Annotated in this window: 19 protein-coding genes; 12 read left to right on the plus strand and 7 right to left on the minus strand. The window is 50.4% G+C overall.

Going from position 1 to position 23,645, the window contains the following annotated elements:
• Window positions 1–38: 38 nt before the first annotated feature.
• The 9 genes from EGH21_RS19340 (at window position 39) to EGH21_RS19380 (ending at window position 12,839) form a co-directional block, all read left to right on the plus strand.
• Complete coding sequence (locus tag EGH21_RS19340) at window positions 39–2,261, plus strand: type I restriction endonuclease subunit R (RefSeq protein ID WP_220620050.1); 2,223 nt, start codon at window positions 39–41, stop codon at window positions 2,259–2,261.
• The gene (locus tag EGH21_RS19345) at window positions 2,258–3,661 is read left to right on the plus strand and encodes a type I restriction-modification system subunit M (protein WP_220620051.1); all 1,404 of its coding nucleotides are present in this window, start codon (window positions 2,258–2,260) and stop codon (window positions 3,659–3,661) included. Before EGH21_RS19340 ends, EGH21_RS19345 begins: the two co-directional genes overlap by 4 nt.
• A gap of 7 nt (window positions 3,662–3,668) precedes the next feature.
• The gene (locus EGH21_RS19350) at window positions 3,669–4,958 is read left to right on the plus strand and encodes a restriction endonuclease subunit S (RefSeq protein WP_236035695.1); all 1,290 of its coding nucleotides are present in this window, start codon (window positions 3,669–3,671) and stop codon (window positions 4,956–4,958) included.
• A gap of 264 nt (window positions 4,959–5,222) precedes the next feature.
• On the plus strand, window positions 5,223–5,723 hold the full coding sequence (locus tag EGH21_RS19355) for a hypothetical protein (RefSeq protein WP_220620053.1): 501 nt from the start codon (window positions 5,223–5,225) through the stop codon (window positions 5,721–5,723).
• Window positions 5,724–6,656 (plus strand): tyrosine-type recombinase/integrase, encoded by a 933-nt coding sequence (locus EGH21_RS19360; protein WP_425433320.1) that lies wholly within the window; start codon window positions 5,724–5,726, stop codon window positions 6,654–6,656.
• A 121-nt stretch (window positions 6,657–6,777) separates the two neighbouring features.
• The gene (locus tag EGH21_RS19365; RefSeq protein ID WP_220620055.1) at window positions 6,778–8,010 is read left to right on the plus strand and encodes a hypothetical protein; all 1,233 of its coding nucleotides are present in this window, start codon (window positions 6,778–6,780) and stop codon (window positions 8,008–8,010) included.
• A complete protein-coding gene (locus EGH21_RS19370; protein ID WP_220620056.1) occupies window positions 8,003–10,012 on the plus strand; it encodes a hypothetical protein in 2,010 nt (669 codons plus the stop codon). The genes EGH21_RS19365 and EGH21_RS19370 overlap by 8 nt, the downstream gene beginning before the upstream one ends.
• Window positions 10,013–10,126: 114 nt before the next feature.
• Window positions 10,127–11,395, plus strand: coding sequence for a hypothetical protein (locus tag EGH21_RS19375; RefSeq protein ID WP_220620057.1), 1,269 nt, complete (start codon window positions 10,127–10,129; stop codon window positions 11,393–11,395).
• A complete protein-coding gene (locus EGH21_RS19380) occupies window positions 11,385–12,839 on the plus strand; it encodes a hypothetical protein (protein ID WP_220620058.1) in 1,455 nt (484 codons plus the stop codon). Before EGH21_RS19375 ends, EGH21_RS19380 begins: the two co-directional genes overlap by 11 nt.
• A 247-nt stretch (window positions 12,840–13,086) precedes the next feature.
• Here EGH21_RS19380 and EGH21_RS19385 read toward each other — a convergent pair whose 3' ends face one another.
• Window positions 13,087–16,035 (minus strand): HEAT repeat domain-containing protein, encoded by a 2,949-nt coding sequence (locus EGH21_RS19385; RefSeq protein ID WP_220620059.1) that lies wholly within the window; start codon window positions 16,033–16,035, stop codon window positions 13,087–13,089.
• A gap of 112 nt (window positions 16,036–16,147) precedes the next feature.
• Between EGH21_RS19385 and EGH21_RS19390 the strand changes: the two genes are divergently transcribed.
• Window positions 16,148–17,422, plus strand: coding sequence for an IS4 family transposase (locus tag EGH21_RS19390; protein ID WP_220620114.1), 1,275 nt, complete (start codon window positions 16,148–16,150; stop codon window positions 17,420–17,422).
• Here EGH21_RS19390 and EGH21_RS19395 read toward each other — a convergent pair.
• The 6 genes from EGH21_RS19395 to EGH21_RS19415 all read right to left on the minus strand — a co-directional run bounded on the left by EGH21_RS19395 (window position 17,419) and on the right by EGH21_RS19415 (window position 21,404).
• A complete protein-coding gene (locus tag EGH21_RS19395; RefSeq protein WP_220620060.1) occupies window positions 17,419–18,276 on the minus strand; it encodes an ATP-binding protein in 858 nt (285 codons plus the stop codon). The genes EGH21_RS19390 and EGH21_RS19395 overlap by 4 nt on opposite strands.
• Window positions 18,277–18,492: 216 nt before the next feature.
• Window positions 18,493–18,846: a site-specific integrase gene (locus EGH21_RS19400; protein ID WP_220620061.1), complete on the minus strand. Its 354-nt coding sequence runs from the start codon at window positions 18,844–18,846 to the stop codon at window positions 18,493–18,495.
• Window positions 18,847–19,559: 713 nt separating this feature from the next.
• Window positions 19,560–19,790, minus strand: coding sequence for a hypothetical protein (locus tag EGH21_RS19405; RefSeq protein ID WP_220620062.1), 231 nt, complete (start codon window positions 19,788–19,790; stop codon window positions 19,560–19,562).
• Window positions 19,791–20,238: 448 nt separating this feature from the next.
• Window positions 20,239–20,490: a hypothetical protein gene (locus EGH21_RS24195; protein WP_236035690.1), complete on the minus strand. Its 252-nt coding sequence runs from the start codon at window positions 20,488–20,490 to the stop codon at window positions 20,239–20,241.
• Complete coding sequence (locus EGH21_RS19410) at window positions 20,487–20,795, minus strand: hypothetical protein (protein WP_220620063.1); 309 nt, start codon at window positions 20,793–20,795, stop codon at window positions 20,487–20,489. Before EGH21_RS19410 ends, EGH21_RS24195 begins: the two co-directional genes overlap by 4 nt.
• Window positions 20,796–21,143: 348 nt before the next feature.
• Window positions 21,144–21,404 (minus strand): MarR family winged helix-turn-helix transcriptional regulator, encoded by a 261-nt coding sequence (locus EGH21_RS19415; RefSeq protein WP_220620064.1) that lies wholly within the window; start codon window positions 21,402–21,404, stop codon window positions 21,144–21,146.
• Between the two features lie 279 nt (window positions 21,405–21,683).
• On the opposite strand from EGH21_RS19415, the gene EGH21_RS19420 reads away from it, so the two are divergent.
• Together EGH21_RS19420 and EGH21_RS19425 are read left to right on the plus strand one after the other, a co-directional pair.
• On the plus strand, window positions 21,684–22,004 hold the full coding sequence (locus tag EGH21_RS19420; RefSeq protein WP_220620065.1) for a helix-turn-helix transcriptional regulator: 321 nt from the start codon (window positions 21,684–21,686) through the stop codon (window positions 22,002–22,004).
• A 581-nt stretch (window positions 22,005–22,585) separates the two neighbouring features.
• Entirely contained in the window at window positions 22,586–23,479 is an 894-nt protein-coding gene (locus EGH21_RS19425; RefSeq protein WP_220620066.1) for a hypothetical protein, read from the plus strand.
• The last annotated feature ends 166 nt before the right edge of the window (window positions 23,480–23,645 follow it).

The following is a 23,645-nucleotide window of genomic DNA, read 5'->3' on the forward strand; positions in this document are numbered from 1 at the left end:
GGAAGAGCACTTATACCCCGAGTGAAATCTAGTGAGTAATGGCTGACAAAGGAACCGACCCCGAAGACGAAGCCCGAGAGGTCATTGATACCCAGCTAAAAGAAGCAGGCTGGAAAGACCTCGAGGAACACGGAGGCGATACGGGCTTCGAGCGGGAATATTCCACCTCTTCTGGTCCTGTCGACTACGCCCTTCTCGTCTCAGGGAAGCCCGTTGCCGTCGTGGAAGCGAAGGAAGCCCAGAAAGACGCTTATGCTGCCCTCACTCAAGCCAAACGATACGCACAGGACATCGGTACAGGGGAGAACTACGCCGGGCGGTACGGCGTGCCCTTCGTGTTTACTGCGAACTCTGATGAGGTTTGGTTTCAGGACCTTCGGCAAGAGGCCCCGCTTGAACGGAAGCTACGTAACTTCCACCGACCTGAAGGATTCGAACAGTTCCTCAATACCGATTACAAGGCCGCAAAGGAGTGGCTAGAAGACACGCCGATTCGAGACTCCGACTCGGACCTCTGGGACAATCAGTTCGAAGCCATTCAGAACATCGAGGAGGCAATTCACCAGAATAAGCGCCGGATGCTCGTTCAGATGGCAACGGGAACCGGGAAAACTCGGATGGCCTGCGCTCAGACCTACCGCCTCCTGAAATCCGGCTACGTCAATAGCGTTCTCTTCCTCGTCGACCGGAACAGCCTCGGGAATCAAGCCGAGAGCGCGTTCAAAAACTACGATGTCGGCCCGGCGATGAAGCTGAGCGATATCTACATTATCGAGCAGGTCGAGGACGGCGTCTATCCCGAGAACGCGGACATCGTCATCGCCACCCTTCAGGGGATGTACAGTCTGCTCGAAAATCACGACGAACTCGTTATCCCGCAAGACGCGTTCGACTTCATCATCTCCGACGAGTCCCACCGCTCTATCTACGGGGACTGGAGGGTCGTTTTGAACCACTTCGACGCCCTCCAGCTCGGTCTAACGGCGACCCCGGCGACCCACACACTGAGCTACTTCAACGAGAACTGGGTCTACCAGTACGGCTACTGGCAGGCCGTCGATGACGGCCACGTCGTCCCCTACGAGACGTACCGGATTCAGACGGGCATTACCATGGACGGCCTCTACTACGAGGATGAGGAGTACAATCCCGAGGACCTCGAAAACAAAATCACCGTCCCCTCTACGAACCGCCTCATAGCAGAAGAGTTCCGGAAGCAGTCAGGCGAGGACGAAAAGACGCTAGTTTTCGCTAAGAACGACCGTCACGCTACCGAGTTAGAGAAGATATTCAGGGAGGTCTACTCGGACAAGGACGACCGCTACGTCAAGAAAATCACCTACACGACCGACGACCCCGACGGCTGGATTAAGCGATTCAGGAACCAGAAGTACCCGAAAATCGCGGTGACGGTCGATATGGTCAGTACTGGTGTCGACGTCAAACCTATCGAGAACATCATCTTTATCCGGCCGACTCGTTCCGCCGTCCTCTACAACCAGATGATTGGCCGGGGGACTCGAACCTGCGACGAGATTGGCAAGGAGAAGTTCACCATCTACGACTGTATCGGCATCGTTGACTACTTCAGCGAAACGCCGCCGTTCAACACGTATCGCCCGGATGGAACCGTCGACGAAGAGAAATCGGGGAAGAAGAAGCGAGATGACGACGATGACGACGAAATTGTCGTCGCCGACGACGTTCAGGACCACCTCGAATTCTCGGGGTATATGTTCGAGACGGAGGACGGCCAAGAGCTACGGCCGGACGACTACGTCACCCACTTCGAGCGGTACGTGAGACAGAACCGATCCGAGATTGAAGCAATAAAAATAATAATGGAGTCCCCGGAAGCCCTCAAGCGTAAACACCTCCGGGAACTCAATCGGAAGCTTCAGGACGAACCGGAGAAGTTCTCCGAAGAGAAACTGCAAAAGGCCTACGGGCAGGAGATGACCGACATCATCGGCTTCATCACACACGCCCTTGGTGACGACGAGTTCCCCACGACGGAAGACCGCGTTGAGAAAGCCTTCGACGCCTGGATACAGGATAAGGACTTCACCGAGGAGGAGCGCGAGTGGCTGAATATGATTCAGCGTCACTTCGTGCAGGAGAAGGTCATCAAGAAAGAGGACTTCAACCGTATTCCGTTCTCCCGGCGCGGAGGTTGGAGGTCTGCTGCGAAAGCGTTCGGTGGCGAAGAGGAACTGAAAGACGTAATTCACGAACTCAACGAGGAAGTCATCTTAGCATGAGTCAGAATAACGGCAAACTTGACGTAGAACAGAAAATTTGGGACATCTGCGGCATCTTACGCGACGACGGGATGCACATCGGCACCTATGTCGAACAGGTGACGGTGCTGCTGTTCCTCAAAATGATGGACGAGCGGGAGCAGTTTGGTAGCCAGTCCATCGAAATCCCCGAAGAGTGTCAATGGAGTACTCTGAAAGACAAAGAGGGTGAGGAACTTCTCGAGCATTACAATCGGGTCGTCCTCCCCACACTCGGAGACCAAGAGGGTATTGTAGGTGAGATTTTCGCTCGTGTCAATAGTCAGTTCCGTACTCCGGTCAACCTTCGCGAGGCGATTCGTGAAATTGACAATATAGAATGGTCGGCAGTTGATGTTGATGTAAAGGGGACTGCGTATGAAGCACTTCTCCAGAGATACGCAGAGGAAGCAAAGGGTGCAGGTCAGTATTTCACACCACGTCCTGCGATTAAGGCGATAGTCAAAGCGGTTGACCCGGACCATAAAGATAAGATTCATGACCCCGCTGCAGGGACTGGTGGGTTTCTGATTCAGGCTTTTGAGCATATTCTAGAAAAGACAAATGAGGGCTTGGACCTGAATCGGGAAGAGCGCAGAGCCTTAACCACCGAGAGGCTTTCGGGAATGGAATTGGTGCCCGAAACCCGCCGGCTTGGGTTAATGAACCTCGCTCTTCATGACCTACAACCAGAACATTTCGATATTGGTGACTCTTTAGAACCGGGGACGCATACCAATGAGAGGTATGATATTGTACTCACTAATCCCCCATATGGTGGTAATCAAAAAAAGACTCGTGCTAGAGATGACTTTATAGTTGACACAAAAAGTCCCGAACTCAATTTCATTCAGCACGCTATGAGCATTTTGTCTGATGGCGGTGAATGTGGGATGGTTGTCCCAGACGGAGTACTGTTCAAGGGTGGGCAGTCCGAGCGTATCCGGGAAAATCTTCTACGTGATTTCAACTTACATACGATATTGGTTCTCCCAATCGGGGCATTCCATCCATATACCAATGTCACTACAAACGTGATATTCTTTGAAAAGGGAGAACCAACAGACGAAGTCGGATATTATGACCTCAGAACCAACACCGAAAAAATAAAGAAAAGTAACCCATTGACCGAGAGTCATTTTGAAGATTTCATCAATAACTACGATACGAGACATGAAAGCGAACGATTCTTTACCGTCTCCATTGAGGAGATAGAAGAAAACGGATACTCTCTCAATTACAAGCAATACAAAGAATTCGACAATACAGAAGACGAATTACCGGAGCCAGAGGAATTGATGACTGAATTCCTATCTCTCCAAGAATCTCTCACAGAGAACATTGAAGCCATCCAAGAAGAGCTGGAGTTGGAGGAGAAGTAATATGCGAATGCACAATAGTCAACTCCCCAATCATTGGCAATGGAAGAAGTTGGGTGATGTAGTGACAGTAAACCCACGATACCAGTATGATGATTCTCTGGATGAACATCCTCATGTTCCAATGTCGGCGGTGAGCGAAGATACAAAGAGAATTACTGAATTTACCTCTAAGGAAAATATCTATTCTGGATTATCGAAATTCAAAGAAGATGATGTGCTCTTTGCAAGAATTACTCCCTGCACAGAAAACGGGAAAGTAGCGTTGGTAGCAAACATTCCCGAGAACTACGAAATGTCATTTGGGTCGTCGGAGTTTGCAGTGTTGAGTGCAGGAGACGAGATATTGCCTCGTTTCCTATATTATCTATGTCAGGCACCGGGACTTCGCACTCGTGCAATCAACCAAATGAAGGGTGCTTCAGGTAGGAAGAGGGTCCCATATTCTTTCCTCAGAGAAGAAATAGAGATACCAATACCGCCTATAGAAGAGCAAAAACAAATAGTTGAAATATTAGATAGTATATTCCATGAAATTGAGAATATAGAAGAAGTAACACACCGAGAAGAGGAGATAGAATCTATCTTCTTTGAATCTGCGTTATCTGATGCGATAAATCAAATTGGAGAGCGGGAAACTAGCGAGTGGATTAGGATTTCGGATGTATGCGATGAAACCAAGAACGGGGGGACACCAAAGCGTTCTGAAGAGCGCTATTGGGAAGGTGAAATCCCTTGGTTAAAATCAGGAGAAGTGGACAATAACAAACTGTACGATGCTGAAGAGTACATTACAAAGAAAGGTCTTGATCAGAGTAGCGCCAAGCTGTTCCGACCAGATACTGTTTTAGTTGCGATGTATGGTGATGGGAACACGAGAGGTCGCGCTTCACTGCTAAAGGAAGAGATGAGTGCAAATCAGGCTGTCTGTGGTCTCTCACCTAATCAAGAACAGTGTATCCCTGAGTATCTATGGTATTGTGTTATGTCCTTGAGGGCGAAACTACGGGCAAAAAGTCGAGGAGGGAATCAGGCAAACCTGAATCAGGGAATGATTGTCGAGGAAAAAATCCCACTTCCACCACTGGAAACTCAAAGGCACGTCGTAAGCAAACTTAGCCGTATTCAAGATAGGTTTGATAACATCTCCTCGTCACTCGACGGGCAAAGACAGGTTCTCTCGATTCTCCCTGAGTCAATCTTACATAGCGTTCTGAAGGGAGAGACCACTCCAGTAGAAGGAGAATTTAGAAGCGGAATCAATGACTCAGGCCAATTAGCGATACAAGAATTCAACTGATTACCGATAATTGTCTTTGTCCATCACCATCTAGCCTCCCGTAGTCCCAAACGGGCCTATGTGGCCTTTCAGCTTGTACTCTATTCACCTTTTGATTACGACTGTCCTCTCTCAGAGGGTAGCAGACGCGATTCTCCAACGTCTGGTCACTTCTCCTTGCAAATGTATGGATAGAAAGCTGGCCTCGGCACTCCTAGTTGATCCGACATACATAGGATTAACCGACGAATCGCTGTCTGAGGCCTTTTCTCCTACGGTGATAACATGACCGAGGACGATCCACAGTGGAAAGAGACGCTCGGCCTTGCAGACGATTCGACGAGAGTACAGATCATCTGCAAGGAACAGCACAGGGACGAATGGACAAAAGAGGCTGACGAGAAGGGGTATAGCAGCCGTAGTAGCTACCTGTACGAACTCATTGAAGAAGCCAGAGCATATCGCAAAGAGGGATTCCTTGGTTGGGAACACGCACAGGAACAGATTGAGGAACTGGAAACGGAGGTAGAGCAGTTAGAAAATGAGCTGGATAAGGAAAAGGAAGCAAACAAATCACCGCTCAGCAATCCGACCACGGTAAAGCGGCACCTCTCAGAAAACTATACACCATTGAGCGATATCGTAGAAGAATTTCTGCAGGAAGAGGATTTGGAGCAGGTACTTCGGCCAGCAATTGAGGACACTTTGTATGCTCTCACTGGACAAGACGAGGTCGAATACCAACGGGGTCACGGTTGGCGACTCACTGAGGGAGGTGATGGATAGATAGTTGACGACTGGTACGAGAAGGTCTTCGAGAACAAGCACGACGAAATCAACGAGTTCCTGCGGCAGAAGGAGGCGATGGGCCGTAGTCCGCGAACACTCAATGCCTACAGTCGTACGCTGAAGAAGTTCTATCACGAGCAATTTCCGGACCTGACGCCTGCAAAAACGGAAGTTAGACACATCGAAGAATATCTGCATGAACTGAACGAACGGGATCTAAGTCAGAATACGAAACGTCGGTATCTCGAATCACTCTCCTCGTTTTTTAGCTACGCGATGAAGCGACCACGGTTTGAGAAGATCAACAGCAATCCCGCTGGCGTCGTATTGGAGGAAATCCCGAAGCGGGTTCACGATAGACCTGATTGTGCGACGTGGGAGAATGCGAAGAAGATCGTCCACGAGATTGCCGATCCTCGTGATAAGTCGGTCGCGGTGCTTCTGGCTAAAACTGGGTGTCGGTTGACTGCAGCGCTTGAGATTCAGCAAGACGACTTGATGCTGGAGGAAGGATTCATTCGCCTGCGCAAGCGAAAGGGCGGGAAGCAGACAGTCGTACCAGTCGATGATGAGGTAATCAAGAGTCTCCGCAGGCTTCAGAAGATTATCCCTGATGATGAGTTAGATTACCTCTTCGTCAGCATGCGGGGTCATCGTCTATCCCGTGAACGGATCCGAGTCGCTGTCCGGAAGGCTGCAATCACAAGTGGCATTATGGAAAGAGGTGAGACTCAGTTTCACCGGAAGTTTACACCGCATACATTTCGAACTGTTTTCACGACACTGATGCGGAAGCGGGGTATGGATGATAGAATCCTCAAATATATCCGGGGCGATTCCAGCGATCAGACGATGGATGTCTACACGAGGGTTGATCGAGGGGAGGCTCGGGAACAATATCTAGACTGCGTAGCGAAATTGGGGCTCTGAAAGCCTTCCCCCCTGTTACAAGGCGTGTTCTTGGTTTGGATGCGATCCCGAGTTCGGATGTCGGTTTAACAACAACTGCTCATCCCTACTTTTATAATTACTATCTCGGTATTTGGCAGAAATGACTGATCAACAGAAAGGTAACGTTCAGCACGTCTGCATATATCAGTGCCGACCTCAAGCTGATGACCCTTGGTACGATCTTTATGAGGAAATCGATGCTGATGAGTTAGATGATTACGAGAACACCAAGGATATTGTTCGGGGGTTTATGGGAACTTTAGAGCCAAAGCAGTATGGAGATCCGTCCATTAAGAGTGCTCGCAAACATGATTTTGATACAGAGGCCACTCAATCAACTCTCAATACCCTCTCAACCTTCCATTTGGATGATGATACTAGCGTGGACAGCGTGGAAAAAGAAGACGAATCAGAAGAAGATAGCGGCGAAGAGGAAACAGAAGGCGATAGTGAGGCTGAAGAAACTTTTTTAGATGTATCGGATCCATTGGTTGATGGGTATGTTGAAGCACCTAATAGCGTAGATTGTTTTCTGTTGTTTGTTGAATATAGGTGGGAAAGTGATCGGTATGAATCAGAAAACAGGTTGATGGTTGTACAACTTCCTCTGCGAGAGGACGTCTTTATTCCTGGAGAAGAGGACGAAGGAGATGAAGACGCAGAAGAACTGTTCTCTCAGCTCCAAGATGCTTTCGATGATAATTTGAAAAAATCAGTATTGTACCCTTATCAGGAGATACCCGAGTTGGAAGACGATAGCTCAGAAGAGGCTACAGATGGGACAGATGAAACTTCTGAAGACGATAATTCAGATGAAGATCGTCTGGGTGTTGCTTATCTGTATCAGGGTAATGGACAAGCACAATACTGGTATAAGTACCTTGATTTACAAGAAGAGGAACATAAGGACGAAATTCTGGCAAATCAACGGGTTGAGATTATAAAACAGTTGCAAGATGACGATACTGATGTGGAGGATGTTGATGATCCATTTAAAGAAATTGACTCGTTGGAAGATGTTGATCTTGATGATCTACCTGATGGTATCGATCAGTATTGGGAGAGTGGTGTAGTTGTAGAGATAGGGAATGTCAAGATCCAGGGTATTACTGTAGGCGATGTTCTCGGACAGGATGCAATTGAGTTCTATGAAAGTGAGGAGACCGACGAGGTATTCACGGTCGTAAGAGGACAGGAACCATCGTTCCGACCTGTGGGACAAGGAACTTATCACCAGACGGGCGATGAAGAAGATAATGATGAGACTATTGACATCCCTATTTTCCCGGAACTATCTGAATACAAAGACCTGAGCCAACTGATTAATGATTGAGGAATTATCAATACTAGAATATATTCAGGAAGCCTATTTAGAGGATGCAACATGGGCTCCGGAGACGGTGACAGTCAATAACCAGCCGGTTAGTGAGCTGTCTAGATCAGAATTTGAGTCGTTAGTAGAGCAGATTGATTCTCGTCCGAGATGGTTCAGAAGTTTCCAACTCGCTATCCCGGCATCTTCACCATATGAGACCGAGACTCAGGTCCTTACCCTCCAAAACGGAGTGGGTTTTGAGCAAGGTGGAGTCACTGAAATGCTATCTGAGAGCGATGAGGATAGCGCAGATTGGGCGGGAAGAATTTCGAATCATTTCTCAGATGGTGAGCATCGAGAAGGAGTTGAGCTGATCTTTGAGGCCCTCGGTATATCAGACATAGACGAGCTAGAAATATCAATCACAGTTAATAAATCACATATCGTAGAAGATTTTTGCGACGAAAATTCGGTGGGTGTTAGCGATGCGGATGTACAACTGTGGACTAGTAAAGAGACGCTGGGGCAATGGATTGAGAGATCCAGCGTAGAACATATAATTGACAGACAGTTCAATGATTCGAGCACACCCTATCACTACTTTCTGGAAAATGAGGGAGTTGAAGAGAGCCGGTTTCTGGGTTTTGTGTCGGCTCATTCCTTGGAAAACGGTAGAACGGATTTTCTCCCCGTGAGTTGCCAGGAGAATTATAGGCGAGAACAAGAGATACTATCTTCTGTTTTTGAGGATACTAAGTTCAGCTCCCCGCCTGTTTCACCACTTGTATTTGATAATCCAGTAATCCGTGGGATGTATCAAAGTGTCTTTGTTTTTGCGGCTACTGCTTGTCTAGCCAGTGATTACAGCCTCAGCAGAGATTCATTTGAAGCAGAGACAAAGACCGACCGGCATCATACGAGAAGTGAGTTTGATTTTAATGAACCAAGTGATGTTTCGTTTGACGACCAACCACTGAATGACTTGTATAGTCTGTTGGAGCAGGTGCTTCACGGTGACGGACCGTCCTCCCTGAACCATTGGCACCAAGCTGTCGCCACCCATTGTTCATCTTTTACCGAGATTCCGTTAAAACGTCGTGAGATTGTTCACTACTGTGGATTCCTCCAAGAGGAAGCAGCTAAACAAGAATTAGAGCAACTACAAAACACGGTTGAAGAAGCATTCGAGTTAACGAGAACTGTCGCAAACTCACTTTCAGAAGCCTCTCAGTCTCTTACATCGGATCTTCAGAAGGTCATCATCACACTTCTGGCCGCTATAGTAACGAATTTCGTTCTGATTCTACGCTATTCGGATCTTCATGTTCTTGCCCCATTCAGCGTAGCAGCCATCGCAGCAATTCTCATCTTTTACTTCCCGATCATTCAAAACGAGATAGATGAAACCCAGTCGGTAATGGAGAACCGTACTGGGGATTTCATAATTTACCTTTCAGAGATCCGTAGTCACGTAGGTACACGAGTTTTTGACCTTGAAAAGATAGAGGGCCAATATAAAGTTCATCTCAGAACCGCGTTCAATTCGCTTCAAAATGCGAGACAGACCACCAGTAGAATCTATCTGCTGTTGGTACTGATTTGGGCGATAATCATCTTTTACGGGTTGCTCATAATAGCAGATAACACATTCATTGGTCTACAAAATTCGCTCAGCGATCTTGGCTTGCAAACATCCACTAACCAGGGCCAAGGAACTATAAAAATAACAATACTAGTCTCAACAGTGCCGGCAATCTGGCTCCTCTACAAATTAATCAGCTATCACTATTCTTCTGAGGGCAAATTCCTATCATGTTCTCTGACTCCAGTTGAATCACCAAACGATCCAGAAATCAACTTCCCTCAGATAGAAGATGAGTCAACCAGCATGGACGAAGTCGATATTGACTTCTTTGAAAATGCTACCCCTCGTCATTATTTTGATTTCTGTCCGCTCCTTCTGACAATACTTTTCATTAGTATTATCGCAATCGCTGGTGCCGCAATATGTATCAATTGACGATTGGACTACAGGGTGCGAAGAAGGTTTGCACGAAGTTAACGATTTCCGGGGCAGAACAGTCGTAGTGCTTGTGGCTAAAGCTTTTGTCGACTGGTTAAGAATTGCGTAATAATGAGCGACGGAGAGGGACTCGAAGGCTACGATCCAGACGAAGTTCTTCTGGACCGGATCGATAATCGCAGCAAGGAGTTCACCAATCGTCTCCATGAAATGTTCGCTGGTGACCGCCTCGATCACAGGGCACCAATGGTCCGCATTCTTCTTGTGGACCGTTTTGAGGAACAGGTTCGGGAGTTCGTAAAAAACTATGACCTGTTGAAAGAGCGGAACATCAACCGACGGTATGCTGAAGAATTTCTGGAGTCTGAGTATGATGTCCCGCGGGAAGACTTGGATACAGACGATCGCTGGGAATTGCTTCTCGTTATCTACGAACATGGGCTAGAAGACGAGCTTGAAAAGATTATGTTCCGCTCGGAGCTGTTCGCGGTCAAGAACGAGGAATCATACTATCTTGATGAGAAGCTTGAGATCGACGATATCGATACCAAAGTTAGCGAGTTCATGGAACAGGTGAACATCGAGGAACAACGGTTGGACCCGCTGCGGATTCTCGTTGATTCTGACGATGAGGCCGTATTCTTGCAAATCTATCGCGAGTACGGCCGGAAATACCGCCGAATCTTCGAGTTCCGTGATAACGGCAAGGATACACCGCCAGCAGAACCATCTATCTCTGGAGAACAATATTACCCTCTTAAGAATATTGGCATTAGCATCGAACCGCAAGAGAGTGAAACAAAAATAACCTTTACCAAGAAACCGGGTGCCAAGGGGTGGCGGCAGGAGATTAGTGAACTGTTTGATTTCCTGTTCGGTATTGACGAACCGTTGGAACGATTTACTGAAGAACGATCTGAAGTAATCGAGACGATTCAACAGGGTGCGAAGGAAGCGGCGGAGAACGAAGAGAATACCTCCGAGGCTTTAAAAGAAGTAATTTCTGAGACGAAGGAAGATCGAAAGGAGGATCTAAAAGATGGAGAACTACCGGAAGACAAGGAAGAAGAGTTGATAACAAAATACGAATCGATAGAACTTGTGGGCTATGCGATTAGCGACGACCAGTCGACAAGCACTGACGAGTTTGTTATTATTGCGAACAACTTAGACAATCTGTTTGAGACAATCGACGGCATTGAAACCAGCTTCCAAGACTACTTAGAGAAAGCCGATGAGGAGAATATCGAACTTGTTCTGCAAATCGGCGGTGAACGGATTCGTCTGGAATCCGGCGACTGGTCGCCATTGAGCGGACGAATATCAGAAGAGAACAAGGAGGCACTGGAACGGTTCTTCCAACCCAGCAATGAGGAGTGATACTGTTCAAGCACTGCAGACATTCCTCGCAGAGGAGCGTCCAGTTGAGGAGGAAATGGTTCCTGCAGAGTTAGATGGTTCGTACTGCGAGAAACTAGTGCAGCCACCCAGCACCTGTGTAATCGATGGCTGTGTCAACGAAGCCCGGGTGTTGGAAGAGGATGGACAGTTCTTGGTCCGGTGCTACGCGAACTCCGAGCATGTCGAATATGTCGATAAAAATGATCGGCAGCGGTATCGGCCTGACTTTGAGGCCGTATTGAATGATGTCGCCGCCAATCTTAGTCTTACCCCGGTGGACTATACTGGTGATGCCTTACCCCGATATGCTTTGGTTCGGACAGAGGAAAACATCGACATTGCGGTATTGTATGGACCGAATGACTACAAGAAGACGATCAAGGACGTGTTGCAGCGGACAATCGAGAATGGCGAACCTTGTCTCCTACTGACTCCGCGAGGCGAAATAAGCGATATCGTCGAACTGCAATCGGTCTACGGCACAGGCTATCTCGCCTATGCTATGCCTTTCCAACAGGTTGCCAGCACCACGCAAATTCAAGAGACACTTCAAACGATTGTGGAACTGCATGCGCTCAACCAACAGGTAATAACGGACCGGTTTGGCGAAGATCCGAACGATTTCACCGTTAAGGCCGATCGCAACCCTAGCTACATCTTGTCGGAACTAAGTCAGCTTAAGATACTCCGTTCAAATGGAGAGATTCGCAATGGAGATGGAAGCCGATTGGAAAAGATCAGTGAGGCCGCGTTCTCACATCTATTCAGTGTACAACCAGGGTTCGGTGGTGAGGACAGTGTCGGTGAGATAGAACCGGATAATCTCTTCTACATTCAGGAGGATGGAAGCCACGGTATGATAGAGTATGAGCCGGTTCTAGGAGTTGTGGATACAAAGTCGGGGAAGGTGGCGAATTTCGGGCAGGAGAAGGTAGATGGTAAGCATGAAGAATATGTGAAGCGGGCGCGAAGTTACTCGTTCCAGAGTGCGGCGATCGCACATATTTTCGTCGTGGCAAATGTCCGTGGGAAGCAAGAGATCAAATTCTATGACCGAATGCAGCGCCATTATGACGAAGATATGTATATGGTGGTGTTGACAGTAGATGCGTTTTTGGCGATCATGGCCGCGTATCTCTCGGCAACTCTTTCGAACGAACTCTCACTCGATGGTGGATCGTTTACAAGAGGTGTATATCCGCTTTTCCACCGAGATACGTTCAATTCAGCTGAATATCAGTACCTGCGGGAGTATACACGGAGTGTCGGACGGTCGGAAGAGGAGCAGTCTGAGTATGAACAGGACTACGATGAGCGGTCTAGTTTGCTTGTGGTTACTCGAGATGTAGTCATCGCTCATTTAGAGCAGAGGATCGAAGGAACAGGAGAAATCGAGAGACTACTGGAGACTTACCTAGAATAGGTGATATTAGATCATGAATCTGCAAGGAGAGACGGGACATACTCGAGGTCGGTGCAGATGGACGTGTTGAGTCGGTCAGTGAGGCCTTGTTGCTAGGCAATGCCAACGAAGAACTGTTCGGTGATGACAATGTCAGCATCCAAGAAATTTGTGAGGAGATTCTCTCGCTCACGAAGCTGGACGATGAGGATTCAATCTGTGCTCTTGAACTACCTGACCCAAATAAAGTCTAACAGTTGAGACTCCTTCAGAAGTCGTTAAGTCGGTCTTCTTGATGTTCTATACCATCTAAGAGACGGTCTTCAGCTTCTTCAGCGAACAGTCGAACGGAGGATGGGAGTGAGAGGTCTTCTTGCCAGTCGCGGAGCATCTCTATCTCATCTTCCTTCTTGCTGACTCCGGACAGACTCCGAGTTGCGAGGGCGTCTGTGTAGAGTGCGCTGTGGATCACGTGTTGCACGGATTCTGCTTCATGGATGTTGTCGACGCCTTCGGTCGCTACTTTTCGATAAATTTTCTTCGTATCCTCAGTTACCGGGAGGAACTTGCAGTACCAGATAACTTGGAGTAACTGGTCCTCAGAACAGTCTGGGATCCTTGGTAGTAGGTGCTCTGTGATATCCGCTATGGGGAAGCACCCGGTTAGATCTGAGAACGCCATTGGGGTGTAGTAGTCAGTGTCGAGAATCCGTTCACATATTTTACTGACTGCAGATTCGTAGCTCTCTGCTGTTTTCATCCGGTCTGTTTCTATGTCCAAGTGAGTCGGTAAAAGTGAGACACCAGTGTATTCGTTTTCCAGCCGTTGGAGAGCGAAGTCGACGAACTGCTCTGGGTCCCGTTCTGCAACCTCCTCGATTACGAGTTGAACGCTATGTGATTCTGAGGCCAGGTTTTCTCTTTTCTCAGCGTAGTCCAACACCTGCTCAAGGATTGCTCCATCCACAGCCTTCGAGTCGTCCTTGTACAACGGAAGTGGCTGCAAGGCGGAATCCACGGACTGTGGATCAAGTGACTCTGCATCTTGTAGAAGCCTAAGAAGGATTGATTCTGTCCACTCCTGATGGTCTTCCCAGTGTCCATTCACAACTTGGCTTATACCTGAGACAAATTCTGGAGGGTATGGCGATTGATGTCCCAGCAGATCCTCGACTTTCTGCTGGACGTAGTCTAGATCTTCCGAAGATAGCGCTCGGAGACCGGCTGGAGCCAAGTCGAATCGTTCTTCTTTGATATATTGGTTGACGAGGTCTTTCCCTTTCTCAGGGTCAGCAGAGCAGATTCCCATCAGGACGTGCGGTAAGCAGGGTTTGAGATCGGGTTCATCTGCTTCGAGAAGTTGTACGCCGAAGTCGGGGCGTTCATCTGCCAGTATCATGAAGAATTGGTTGAAAGAGGAGTCAGTAACCTCCGAGACGATATCCTTGAAATCGCCTGGTTCGAACCCCCCTTCGTCCATTTCTCCTGCGAAACTCCGGATTTCAGCTTCCCACTCCTCTATCTTCTTCGGTCCTCCGCGCCGCATGTGCTGAAGAAGTTGGTACCGCTCGTTGTCTTCTAGTTCTTCCTGAAATTCCTGGATCTCTTCTTTGAGCCCGAGTTCATCTGCGTTTTCACGATCAGCTAACCGGCTCAGAGCATCGATACACTGCAAGTCCTCATCTTCAGAGACGTATTCAGTGGCGAATCCGAGTATCTTAGCCAGTTCTTCTTGATGGAATACTTCCTGATGTTTGCTGTAGTACCTGGCTTGGGAGTTTTCAAACCCTCTTAATTTTTCTGCAGCGGTTTTCCGTACCTCGGGGTGTGGATCTTTCCGGATTATCTCGATGAGTAGGTCGATTGCTTGTTTTCGGAGTTCCAGCCATGACTCCGTTACAGGCACTTTCCCCTGCCAAGATCGCATCTGAGAGCGGTTGATCGGGTCGACAGAGAAGTCGTGTATCTCGGTGCTTGAGACCTCCCCGATGACGTCGAGCAGGTCGAGTCTGAGTTCGTCGTCGAGTTCTCCAGAGAGGAAGTGTTCCCCGATTACGTATAGGATCTTTTGTTGGGCACCCGGTGATTTATTGAATCCTGGGCGTAGTGCTTCCCGTAGTTTTTGATCAACGCTACCGGTCTGAAGCTGTGACTGAGACGGATAATTGACTGCGATCCAGAGCAACCACCAAGTAGCGTCTTCCGGCTCTCCCTGTAGTGCGTTGGAAAGCAGATCGATTGACTCGATTAGAAGGTCTCCTGCTGGAGAAGCGGTATACATTGACCTCCGGAATAGCTGTTCTTCTTCCGGGTCTTCGGGTAGTTCTTCTTTTTGTACGGCTTTGACGAGTTCTATGGCGTAATGTGGATGAGTTGACCCTAGAATCTTGAACCTACGAAGCAGTTTCACTCTCTCCGCAAACCCGTATTCGCTTATTTTCTCTTTCTCCGTATTTAGACCGTCTCGAATTGTTTTCCGGGCTTCTCGACAGTTGTATCGTCGGTGAATTATAGCTAACTGGTTTATTTGATTCTTCCCGGTGAACTCGCTGAAGTTGTCGTAGATTTCATCTTGGTAGTCGCGTGGAGAGTCAGAGAAGAAGCTGTTGTAGACAATATATTCTTGGAGCGCGTCAGGTTGGACAGTTAGACGATCCGAATGTTCGGCCACGAGCCCGATATTTTCTGTCAATATTTCCCTTAGCTCGATATCAGTAGCTCTGTCCACTGATATTGCTTCTCGAAATTTCTGTAGTAGATCATCGTTGTTCGTATCCAGTTCTCCGATTGCTGCAAGGTACTTAACGTACGTCTCCAGCTTCTTCGGACTGCCTACTCCCTGTTGCTCCCCCAGTTTTTGGACATCTGATAGAACGTCGTCGAAGACGGCTTCAAGAGATTTATCTTGAGCAATGGCATCTGAAGTTTGATCATCGTTGGAAAACTGGTCGGCTAAGAGATGGGCGAAAAGAGGCAAGCCTTCACTTATTGAAACGATCTGGTCTAGTGTAGCAGGATGGTTGATCCCGTAATATTCTTGTAAAATTTCGTGGATGTCATCGGTGTTCAACGGTTGAAGTTCGACTACTTCAGTTTCTACGTCCCTGAATCGGTTACCGTAATCTTGTAGCGAAGAGATGAAATGCGGCCTCTCTGAAAAAATGAGTTTAAGATGTGGCTGGTACTGGTCTACGAGATCAAATAGGCGCTTGATCATCCGTCTTTAGCTAAGAGAAGAACCGCTGTACAGCAGTAGCTTATCGAGGCTGCTTTTCGAGAGGAATGAGGAGGCGACGAGTGTGCACAACGGCACCTCCTCATCGAGAATGATGCGTCGGCTCACTACACTGTTTCCCTCCGAGTTCCTCGAAGAGCACGCCGAGGAACTCGGCGTGGTCGAGCGAGAGGGCAAGCTTCAGATTCCTGTCCTCGTGTGGACGCTCGTGTTCGGCTTCGCCGCAGGCGAGAGCCGAACACTCGCTGGGTTTAGACGCTGCTACAACGCTACAGCTGACGAACCGATCTCTTCTGGCGGTTTCTATCACCGGTTGACGCCTACTCTTGCAGAGTATCTCCGCGACCTCGTCGAGCGCGGCCTCGACGAGGTCGCTGTCCCTGATGCTGTTGACGCTGATATCGACCGATTCAGGGACGTGATGATCGCTGATGGAACGGTGTTGCGGTTGCACGAGTTCCTCTCTGATGAGTTCCAAGCCCGTCACGAGGAGCAGGCTGGAGCGAAGCTCCACCTGCTCCACAATGCCACCGACCAGACGATTGAACGGATCGATGTGACTGATGAGAAAACGCACGACAGTGCGCTGTTCAAGACAGGATCGTGGCTGCAAGGACGACTGGTTCTGTTTGATCGAGCGTACTTCAAGTACCGCCGCTTTGCGTTGATCGATGAGAATGACGGCTACTTTGTGAGTCGGCTGAAGCAGAACGCAAATCCGGTGATAACGACGGAATTACGGGAATGGCGCGGCCGCGCCATTCCCTTGGAGGGCAAGCAGATCCACGACGTGGTCGATGATCTCTCGCGGAAGTATATCGACGTAAAAGTCGAGGCAGAGTTCAAACGCGGGCCGTACAACGGCACACGGTCGCTGGACACGAAGCGGTTTCGCGTCGTCGGCGTCCGCAACGAGGACGCCGACGACTACCATCTCTATATCACGAATCTGCCGCAAGAGGAGTTTCTCCCGGCGGATCTAGCGACGCTGTATCGGTGTCGATGGGAGGTAGAAACGTTGTTCCGTGAGTTGAAAACGCAGTACGAACTGGACGAATTCGACACGAACAACCCTGATGTCGTGAAAATTCTACTATACGCTGCGTTGCTGTCACTGCTGGTGAGCCGGGAGTTGTTGGATCTGGTCACCGAGCAGGCCGACGATGAGATTGTGTTTCCGCCGGAACGCTGGGCGGCGACCTTCCGGTCGCACGCCCAGCTCATCCTCCACGAACTCGGTGAGTACCTCGGCTACTCGCCACCGCCGTTGCTGGAGCGGCTGATCAAGGATGCTCAGAAGATCCACCAACAACGACCGATACTCCAAGAGACGCTCGCTACCGCTACACAACCGAGGTGTGAGTCTTAGCTAAAGACGAATGGGCGCTTGATTTGGTCAGTGTTCCGGGCATCGTCTACGAAGAGGATAGTGTTCCTCTCCTCCTTTAGTTCGAGTTCCTCCAACCCGTCGTCGATATTTCCGGCGTGGATGTCTGTCCAGTATATCTGCCAGTTCGGCTTTTCGGCCTCCAAGAGCAGACTGCCTTCAACGACGAGCCTTGTCTTCCCGATACCTGCTCGTCCGGAGAGTATGAGTACATCTTCCTCAGAGTTTGGAAAGTCGGTAATCGTGTCTAGTTCATTTTCCCGGCCGAAGAACGGGAGATCGTACCTATCATATGGATGTTCTCCGTTGAGCCGTTCTTGGAATCTTTCTGGTATGGGCTGGAAAACGCTGTATTTCTTATCCGTGGGGAGTCGACCTGCTATCTCTTGGATTTCAAGAAGTATCTCACTTTGACCTTCCTCCAGATCTTCTGTGTACTGATGTATTCGCTGGGTATAGTCCATTATCAGTTTGTGACCGATCTCCTGATTTTGGCTTATCTCCAGCTCCAACTGATTCAGAAATTCGTTTACGAGGTCTTCTGGCGAGGCTTCAACCTGTTCGCCAAGCATGTCTTCGTTGAATACCTCCCCAATATCTGAAGGCGGAATCAAATCGTCTCCATCGTCAAATTCTTCGACGAGTTCAACGACATGATCATCCTCGAAGATATGGATGAAGACATCAGCGTCCAAGCCTTCGTGATTCTCCGCTACGTGAGAAGCTGCATTTTCTACAGCTTCATTCAGGAAGTGCATCCGCTTCCCCTTCCCATAGAGGTACTTCGCTGTAGAAGAAGCGAGGATGCTTGCACCTATCGAGATCGGTTCGACCATACTCCGTTTATTCAGGTTACCATTTTAATAGTAGCCTCCGATAGCACTGAATCTCGTTTCAACATCTATCAAATTCTAGAACTATAGGTATTAAAAAAGAAGGTAGTCGGGGTGACGTCCGGTAGGTGTCAAATCACCAAATAGATTGAATCATCAGGAACTTATGAGCCAGAAGTATAATAGACCGGTATGATCTGTCCAAACAAAGCAGCACTATTATTGCTCGCTCTCTGGTTTCCGAGGATAGGTTTTTAGCACGATTCCGGGTGGGTTGAACGAGATCGCTCCTATATCTTCATCTCGAAGTGAATAACTAAAAAAGGCCGAGAGTACTTCCAGATACCGCCGTTTCGAACTGTGTTTGAGATCACGTTCATCCAATTGGGAAAGGAAGTCACGCACATGCTCGGTTGTCGTCTCTTTCGGCGATAGGTCTGGGAATGCCTCGATAAAGAAGAATCGAAGCACGCGCTGATTCAGTTCGAGCACATCATCACTTAATGACGACTCCTTCTCATCGAAGTACTTCAGGATTGCTTCGTACTCAGATAATCTATCGTCAAGGTCCATTCAACACCACACCCCCATTATTACAGGTAATCTTTATATATGGAACGGAGGTTGGATCCCGCTTTGAGAGAGCTGACGTAGGATGAGTGGCCCCTTGGTGAATGTAGGACTCGTCCTTGGACCAAAATATTCTCTAACACGGTCAAGATGCAGTAAAAATTGAGTCCAACAAACACTCAAATGCCTCTAACGGTTTTGATTCCTCCTCAGAAGTTATTTGATGACGCTGCCGCCGATCTAACGGCAGCAGCGGGCCATTCGGCACTCATAGGGCTCGTCACTCCGTTGTAGAGGGGGACGACAGAGTGGCCGCAGTATGGTCGTGATTATCGCCGTAATCAAGATTAACAGACCAGCGTCAGGCTTGGAGACGATCAGCTGGTGAGTTTCAGTATGTAAAATTACATATGAGGGTAGGCACCTGCGGAAGACGTTTGCTTGGTACGGAGGCTTACCGTGGTACCAGCTCCGCTTTTCCCCCTCAAGGACAATATCAGCAGTGTCACGCCAACTGTCTCACCTGACTGTGAGCGGGAGGTCCGCACTCTCCAACTCACCAAGTCTCCGCTGTCTTCGCTTTCTCTCGAGTTCGGTAGAAGTAGGTCCGTACCGCCTCACACGTGACATCGTGCTTGTCGGCCAGCCAGTCAGTGTTGACCCACGGGTTGCGTAGATGTAGGTCGCTATCACGGCTTTGCCGGTCGCCGCGATGTTCAACGGGCACCCGTGCCCTGGTCCTCGTCGAAGATCCCCACAGTCAGGTAGACCTCCTGATACCGCTCGGCGCGTTCGCGGTCGTCAAAGATCACGGTTTCATGGGTCGGTGCCTCGAAGCGGTAGCTATACTCGACGTCGGGGCGGCCGGTCGCGTCAACGATACGGGCGAGGCGGTGCCGAGCGTGCTCCCGCTCAGTTGGTTCAAGATCGTCAAGAACAGAGAACAATCATTCACAGATTGTGATTTACGCACTATCAATCTGTGCACGGGGTAGTGCCGAGTGCTCGACTTGAGGGAGTGGTCATTCTCTGCTGGTATGGCGGAATGAGGAATCATATTCGGCGTTCAAGAAATTTCTTGGTCTCATCGGCCTGCTTGCACTCTTTTTCCCACGAATCTACGTGGAGTATGGAACGGGTCTCGCGTACACCGAGGCGTCCTCACCAGAGTGGAAGCCGTGGTGTACACAGGGACGCGCGTTGTTGGCCTGCTGTACGTCAGTATCGCTCTCAACGAGTTCCGGAGTGATCGGAGACACAGAACATTCGAACACCTACTGAATAGTTGCTTCAGCAGTATAACGGGGAAGAAACGACGGTCCGAGAACGGCGCGGTGAGAACTAACCAACAGTCGGTCGGATATGCTCCGATTGTTGGTTAACTCTGTCTCAGACTTACACTGTCGCCGTCACGTGCTGGTACCCGGCTTGCGATGGCGTCGGCCGAAGCGTCATTCCGGCAAGCGCCAACTCACGCAATACCTCGGACGGTACACCGTCCGAACCACGCAACACGGCATCGAGCGTCCACGCGTCATACTGGCTCGCGTTTGGCGCGACGACGTCGACGGCTACAGTAGGAACCGCGTCCCGAATCGCCTGAGCAGCACGCCACACCTGCTCGCATCGCTCCACGGTACAGCTCATGCCTCCACCGCCTGAGCGAGATCACCGACGAGCGAGCCAGCAACATGCGGGCCAACGTCCCAGCCACGGGTACCCCGAACATGCTCGCACCAGTCAGCGAGCTCGGCACACGGCGTCTCGTCCAGTTCGAACGTCTTCGCGTTGTCGACGGACTCGGCGTCCCGTGGGACAACCGCAATAGCCGATTCGTAACTGTCCCAGTAGTTGGCGGCGTCGTCCCCGTCAATGCCGAGGAATAATCCTGGCGACTGGGTGAGTAGTTGGCGTGCGATACGTTCTTGTGAGTTCGCTTGCGTAGTTGCCATTGGTTCTTGAGGAACCACGCGTCTCGGTGTTGCACCACCGGGGCGATTTCCGAAAGAAACCGACCAGCCACGCGTGTATCCCTACTCGATACTATTGTGCTGGAAAAACAAAAAACTATTGCCCTAGAGTAACAAATGTGGGCTGAGACAAATGTCTACTCGAGGACCAGAGAGGAAGGTTACTAATCAAGAATTACTCGATTGTTTCGACGACGTCGACAAGCCGTTCGTGACGACATCAGACATCGCTGCACGGGTTGACTTGTCGAAGACTCGAATACGTCAGCGTCTACAGTCGATGAGAACAGAGATTCGGATAGAACGCCACAAAGTTGGAAATGCAGTAGTTTACTGGTTGCCTGAGGAGAAGTCTGGATCCAACTGAGCACGCCCAGCATCCGTTACCCAGTACACTCGTGCACGGCCGACTCTCTCTGATTCTACCCACCCTTTTTCCTCCATGTCCTGGAGTTTGTTACTTACAGCGGTGTTGCTGATGTCTAACCGTTCAGCAAGGTCTTTTGGTGCCTGTACTGGCGGGTAGGCCAATCTGATCTCTTTCAGAACATCAGTTTGAGTGACCGTTGGGTCAGGTCCGGGCTTAGACACTTTAGAAGTGATTCAATCGGTTCAGACATAGTAATGTCTCTCGACAAGTGTTCTTCTAGAGCAAGCATTATGAGGTCCCGGTGTAACAGCATGAGATAGACGACGCCCACAACGACGGCGGCGTCGCACCGACCCCATGACCGACCACAAGCTCCCCTACGACGAGTCGCATCGCTCGCCAACGATCGTCCGCCCACGAATTCACCGATTCAGACCCACCAGAGAACAGTCCCTTCGCCCACACACCCACTCGATCAGTCCCACAAAGGTAGCCCAAGCATGACGACCTACCACGAGCTGACCGGCTTCCAGCGCGACGTCCTCCAGGCCATCGCCGCCGTCGACGACGAACCCTACGGCCTCGCCCTGAAGGCCTACCTCGACGAGCGATACGCCGACCCGATCAAACACAGCCGACTCTACCAGAACCTCGACGACCTCGTCGACCTGAACATTATCGAGCGCAACGACGTTGATGGCCGCACGAACGCGTATACGCTGACCGACGCTGGCAGACCCCTCCTCCAGCACCAAGCTGAAACGCTAACCAGTCTGTGCAACCGTCCGCGACCCGTCGCCGATGGGAGTGGGCATCGATGACGGACCGGTCAGCGATTCCGCGAGGGAACAGCTCAACGTCCAGAAACTGGAATCCAGTCAGTCGATGCTGTCAGAGGCATGGGTCCACGGCGAGTGTGGTGACTGACTGGAATCCTTTTGGGTCCTATGTTACCGAGAAACATATCTGTTTCTCTTGGCCATCTATCACGACTGTCCGAAGCGATTCGACGCCCCATCGTGCTCGTCGATGGGGGTCGACATCACTTGCCTCTGACAGCACTCCGGGACAAAGCGAACTGCCCTGTTCCGGCACTAATCAGAACGCATTCCAGCATAGATGTAACTATCGCTTCATTTCGACCTGCCGACGGACAGTCCGTCGATCTACGACCGCCTCAGGTGGTGTCTCCTGATGGACACATCCGACAGCACTGACTGTCACCGGCGGCATCCCACTGCCGGGACAGCCAGCCGCTGTGGGGTGGCTCCCACGACGTCCACCTAGCGACGAGGCAGTCTGAGGTGAGCCAGTAGATACGTCGTCTGGAGAGAGGCATCGATAGCCCGTGCCGTGGTCGGCACTGTTCGGTTCGATTCCGAGGACGGGCTCTGTGGTCCCTATGGATGATGCGACCCGACAGGACAGTTGTGCCGGACAGAACCCAGAGACTGACGACGCGGCGCTGGCCGACCAGTTCGACATTGACAGCGGCCAGTCTGAGCTGGATACTGCAAATCTCCAGTCCCTTGTCGACCAGCTAGAGGAGTCGGTCTCTCCCCTCGTTTCGAGTGTTCTTGAGGAATTGGTCGCGACCGTCGACCACTTGCAGACGCGGGTCGCTGATCTCGAAGCAGACCTCGACCGCACGCACGATGTCGCGACCACGGCGGTCGGCGACGCCGCCGAAAACACGAGCCGTCTCGACAACGTCGAAGCCCAACAAGAACAGACGCATGAGGTTGCCAAGAGTGCGATCGCGAAAGCCCAACAACTCGACGCTGATGCCGACCACCAGGCAGACGCCGAGACACTCCCCGAGGGCGTCGAGCCCAGTTCCTCACCGCTGGACTTCTTCGCGAACTGTCGCCAGCAGACACTCAAACAGGTGTTCGTCGAGCAGTCCAACCGGCAGAACACCTATCGAGCGATCGCGGTCGCCAAACGCTGGCCGGAGTTCGCCACCGAGCGGACCGACGGCAGTGGCGTGTTCCTCACGAAAGACGACGTCGAGGACGCGTTGCTTGCCGAACTTGGGAGGACGCCCCATCGCCAGACGATCGCCCGGGTGTGGGACACACTGCAGGAACTCGGCGGGACGGACCTCGTCCAGAAGACACGACAGGTCGGCCGTCGACAGACCCAGACCGAGATCCTGGCGATGGACATCGAGACTGCTGAGGGCTTGCTGGAGCAACGCTACGTCGGGTTGGACTTGCTGACTGGCAGTGCGGGCAAAGTGACGACGGGTGGCGTCACACCTGTTGTGACCGGGGGTGGTGGGGCTACGGTGTGACGCCGGCGTACTGAGACACGTTTCGGCTAACAAGTGGCTGTGGGGACGCGACAGCACGTGTCCTGCTGTCGTCGACACCGCTGTGCGCTAGCTGCAGGGCTGGACAGGACCCCCTCTGGTTCAGAGATAGAGCGAGTGTTCGTAACAAGAGCGACCCAGTGGGTGC

The organism is Haloarcula rubra, from assembly GCF_019599465.1.
GTDB classification, from domain to species: Archaea; Halobacteriota; Halobacteria; order Halobacteriales; family Haloarculaceae; genus Haloarcula; species Haloarcula rubra.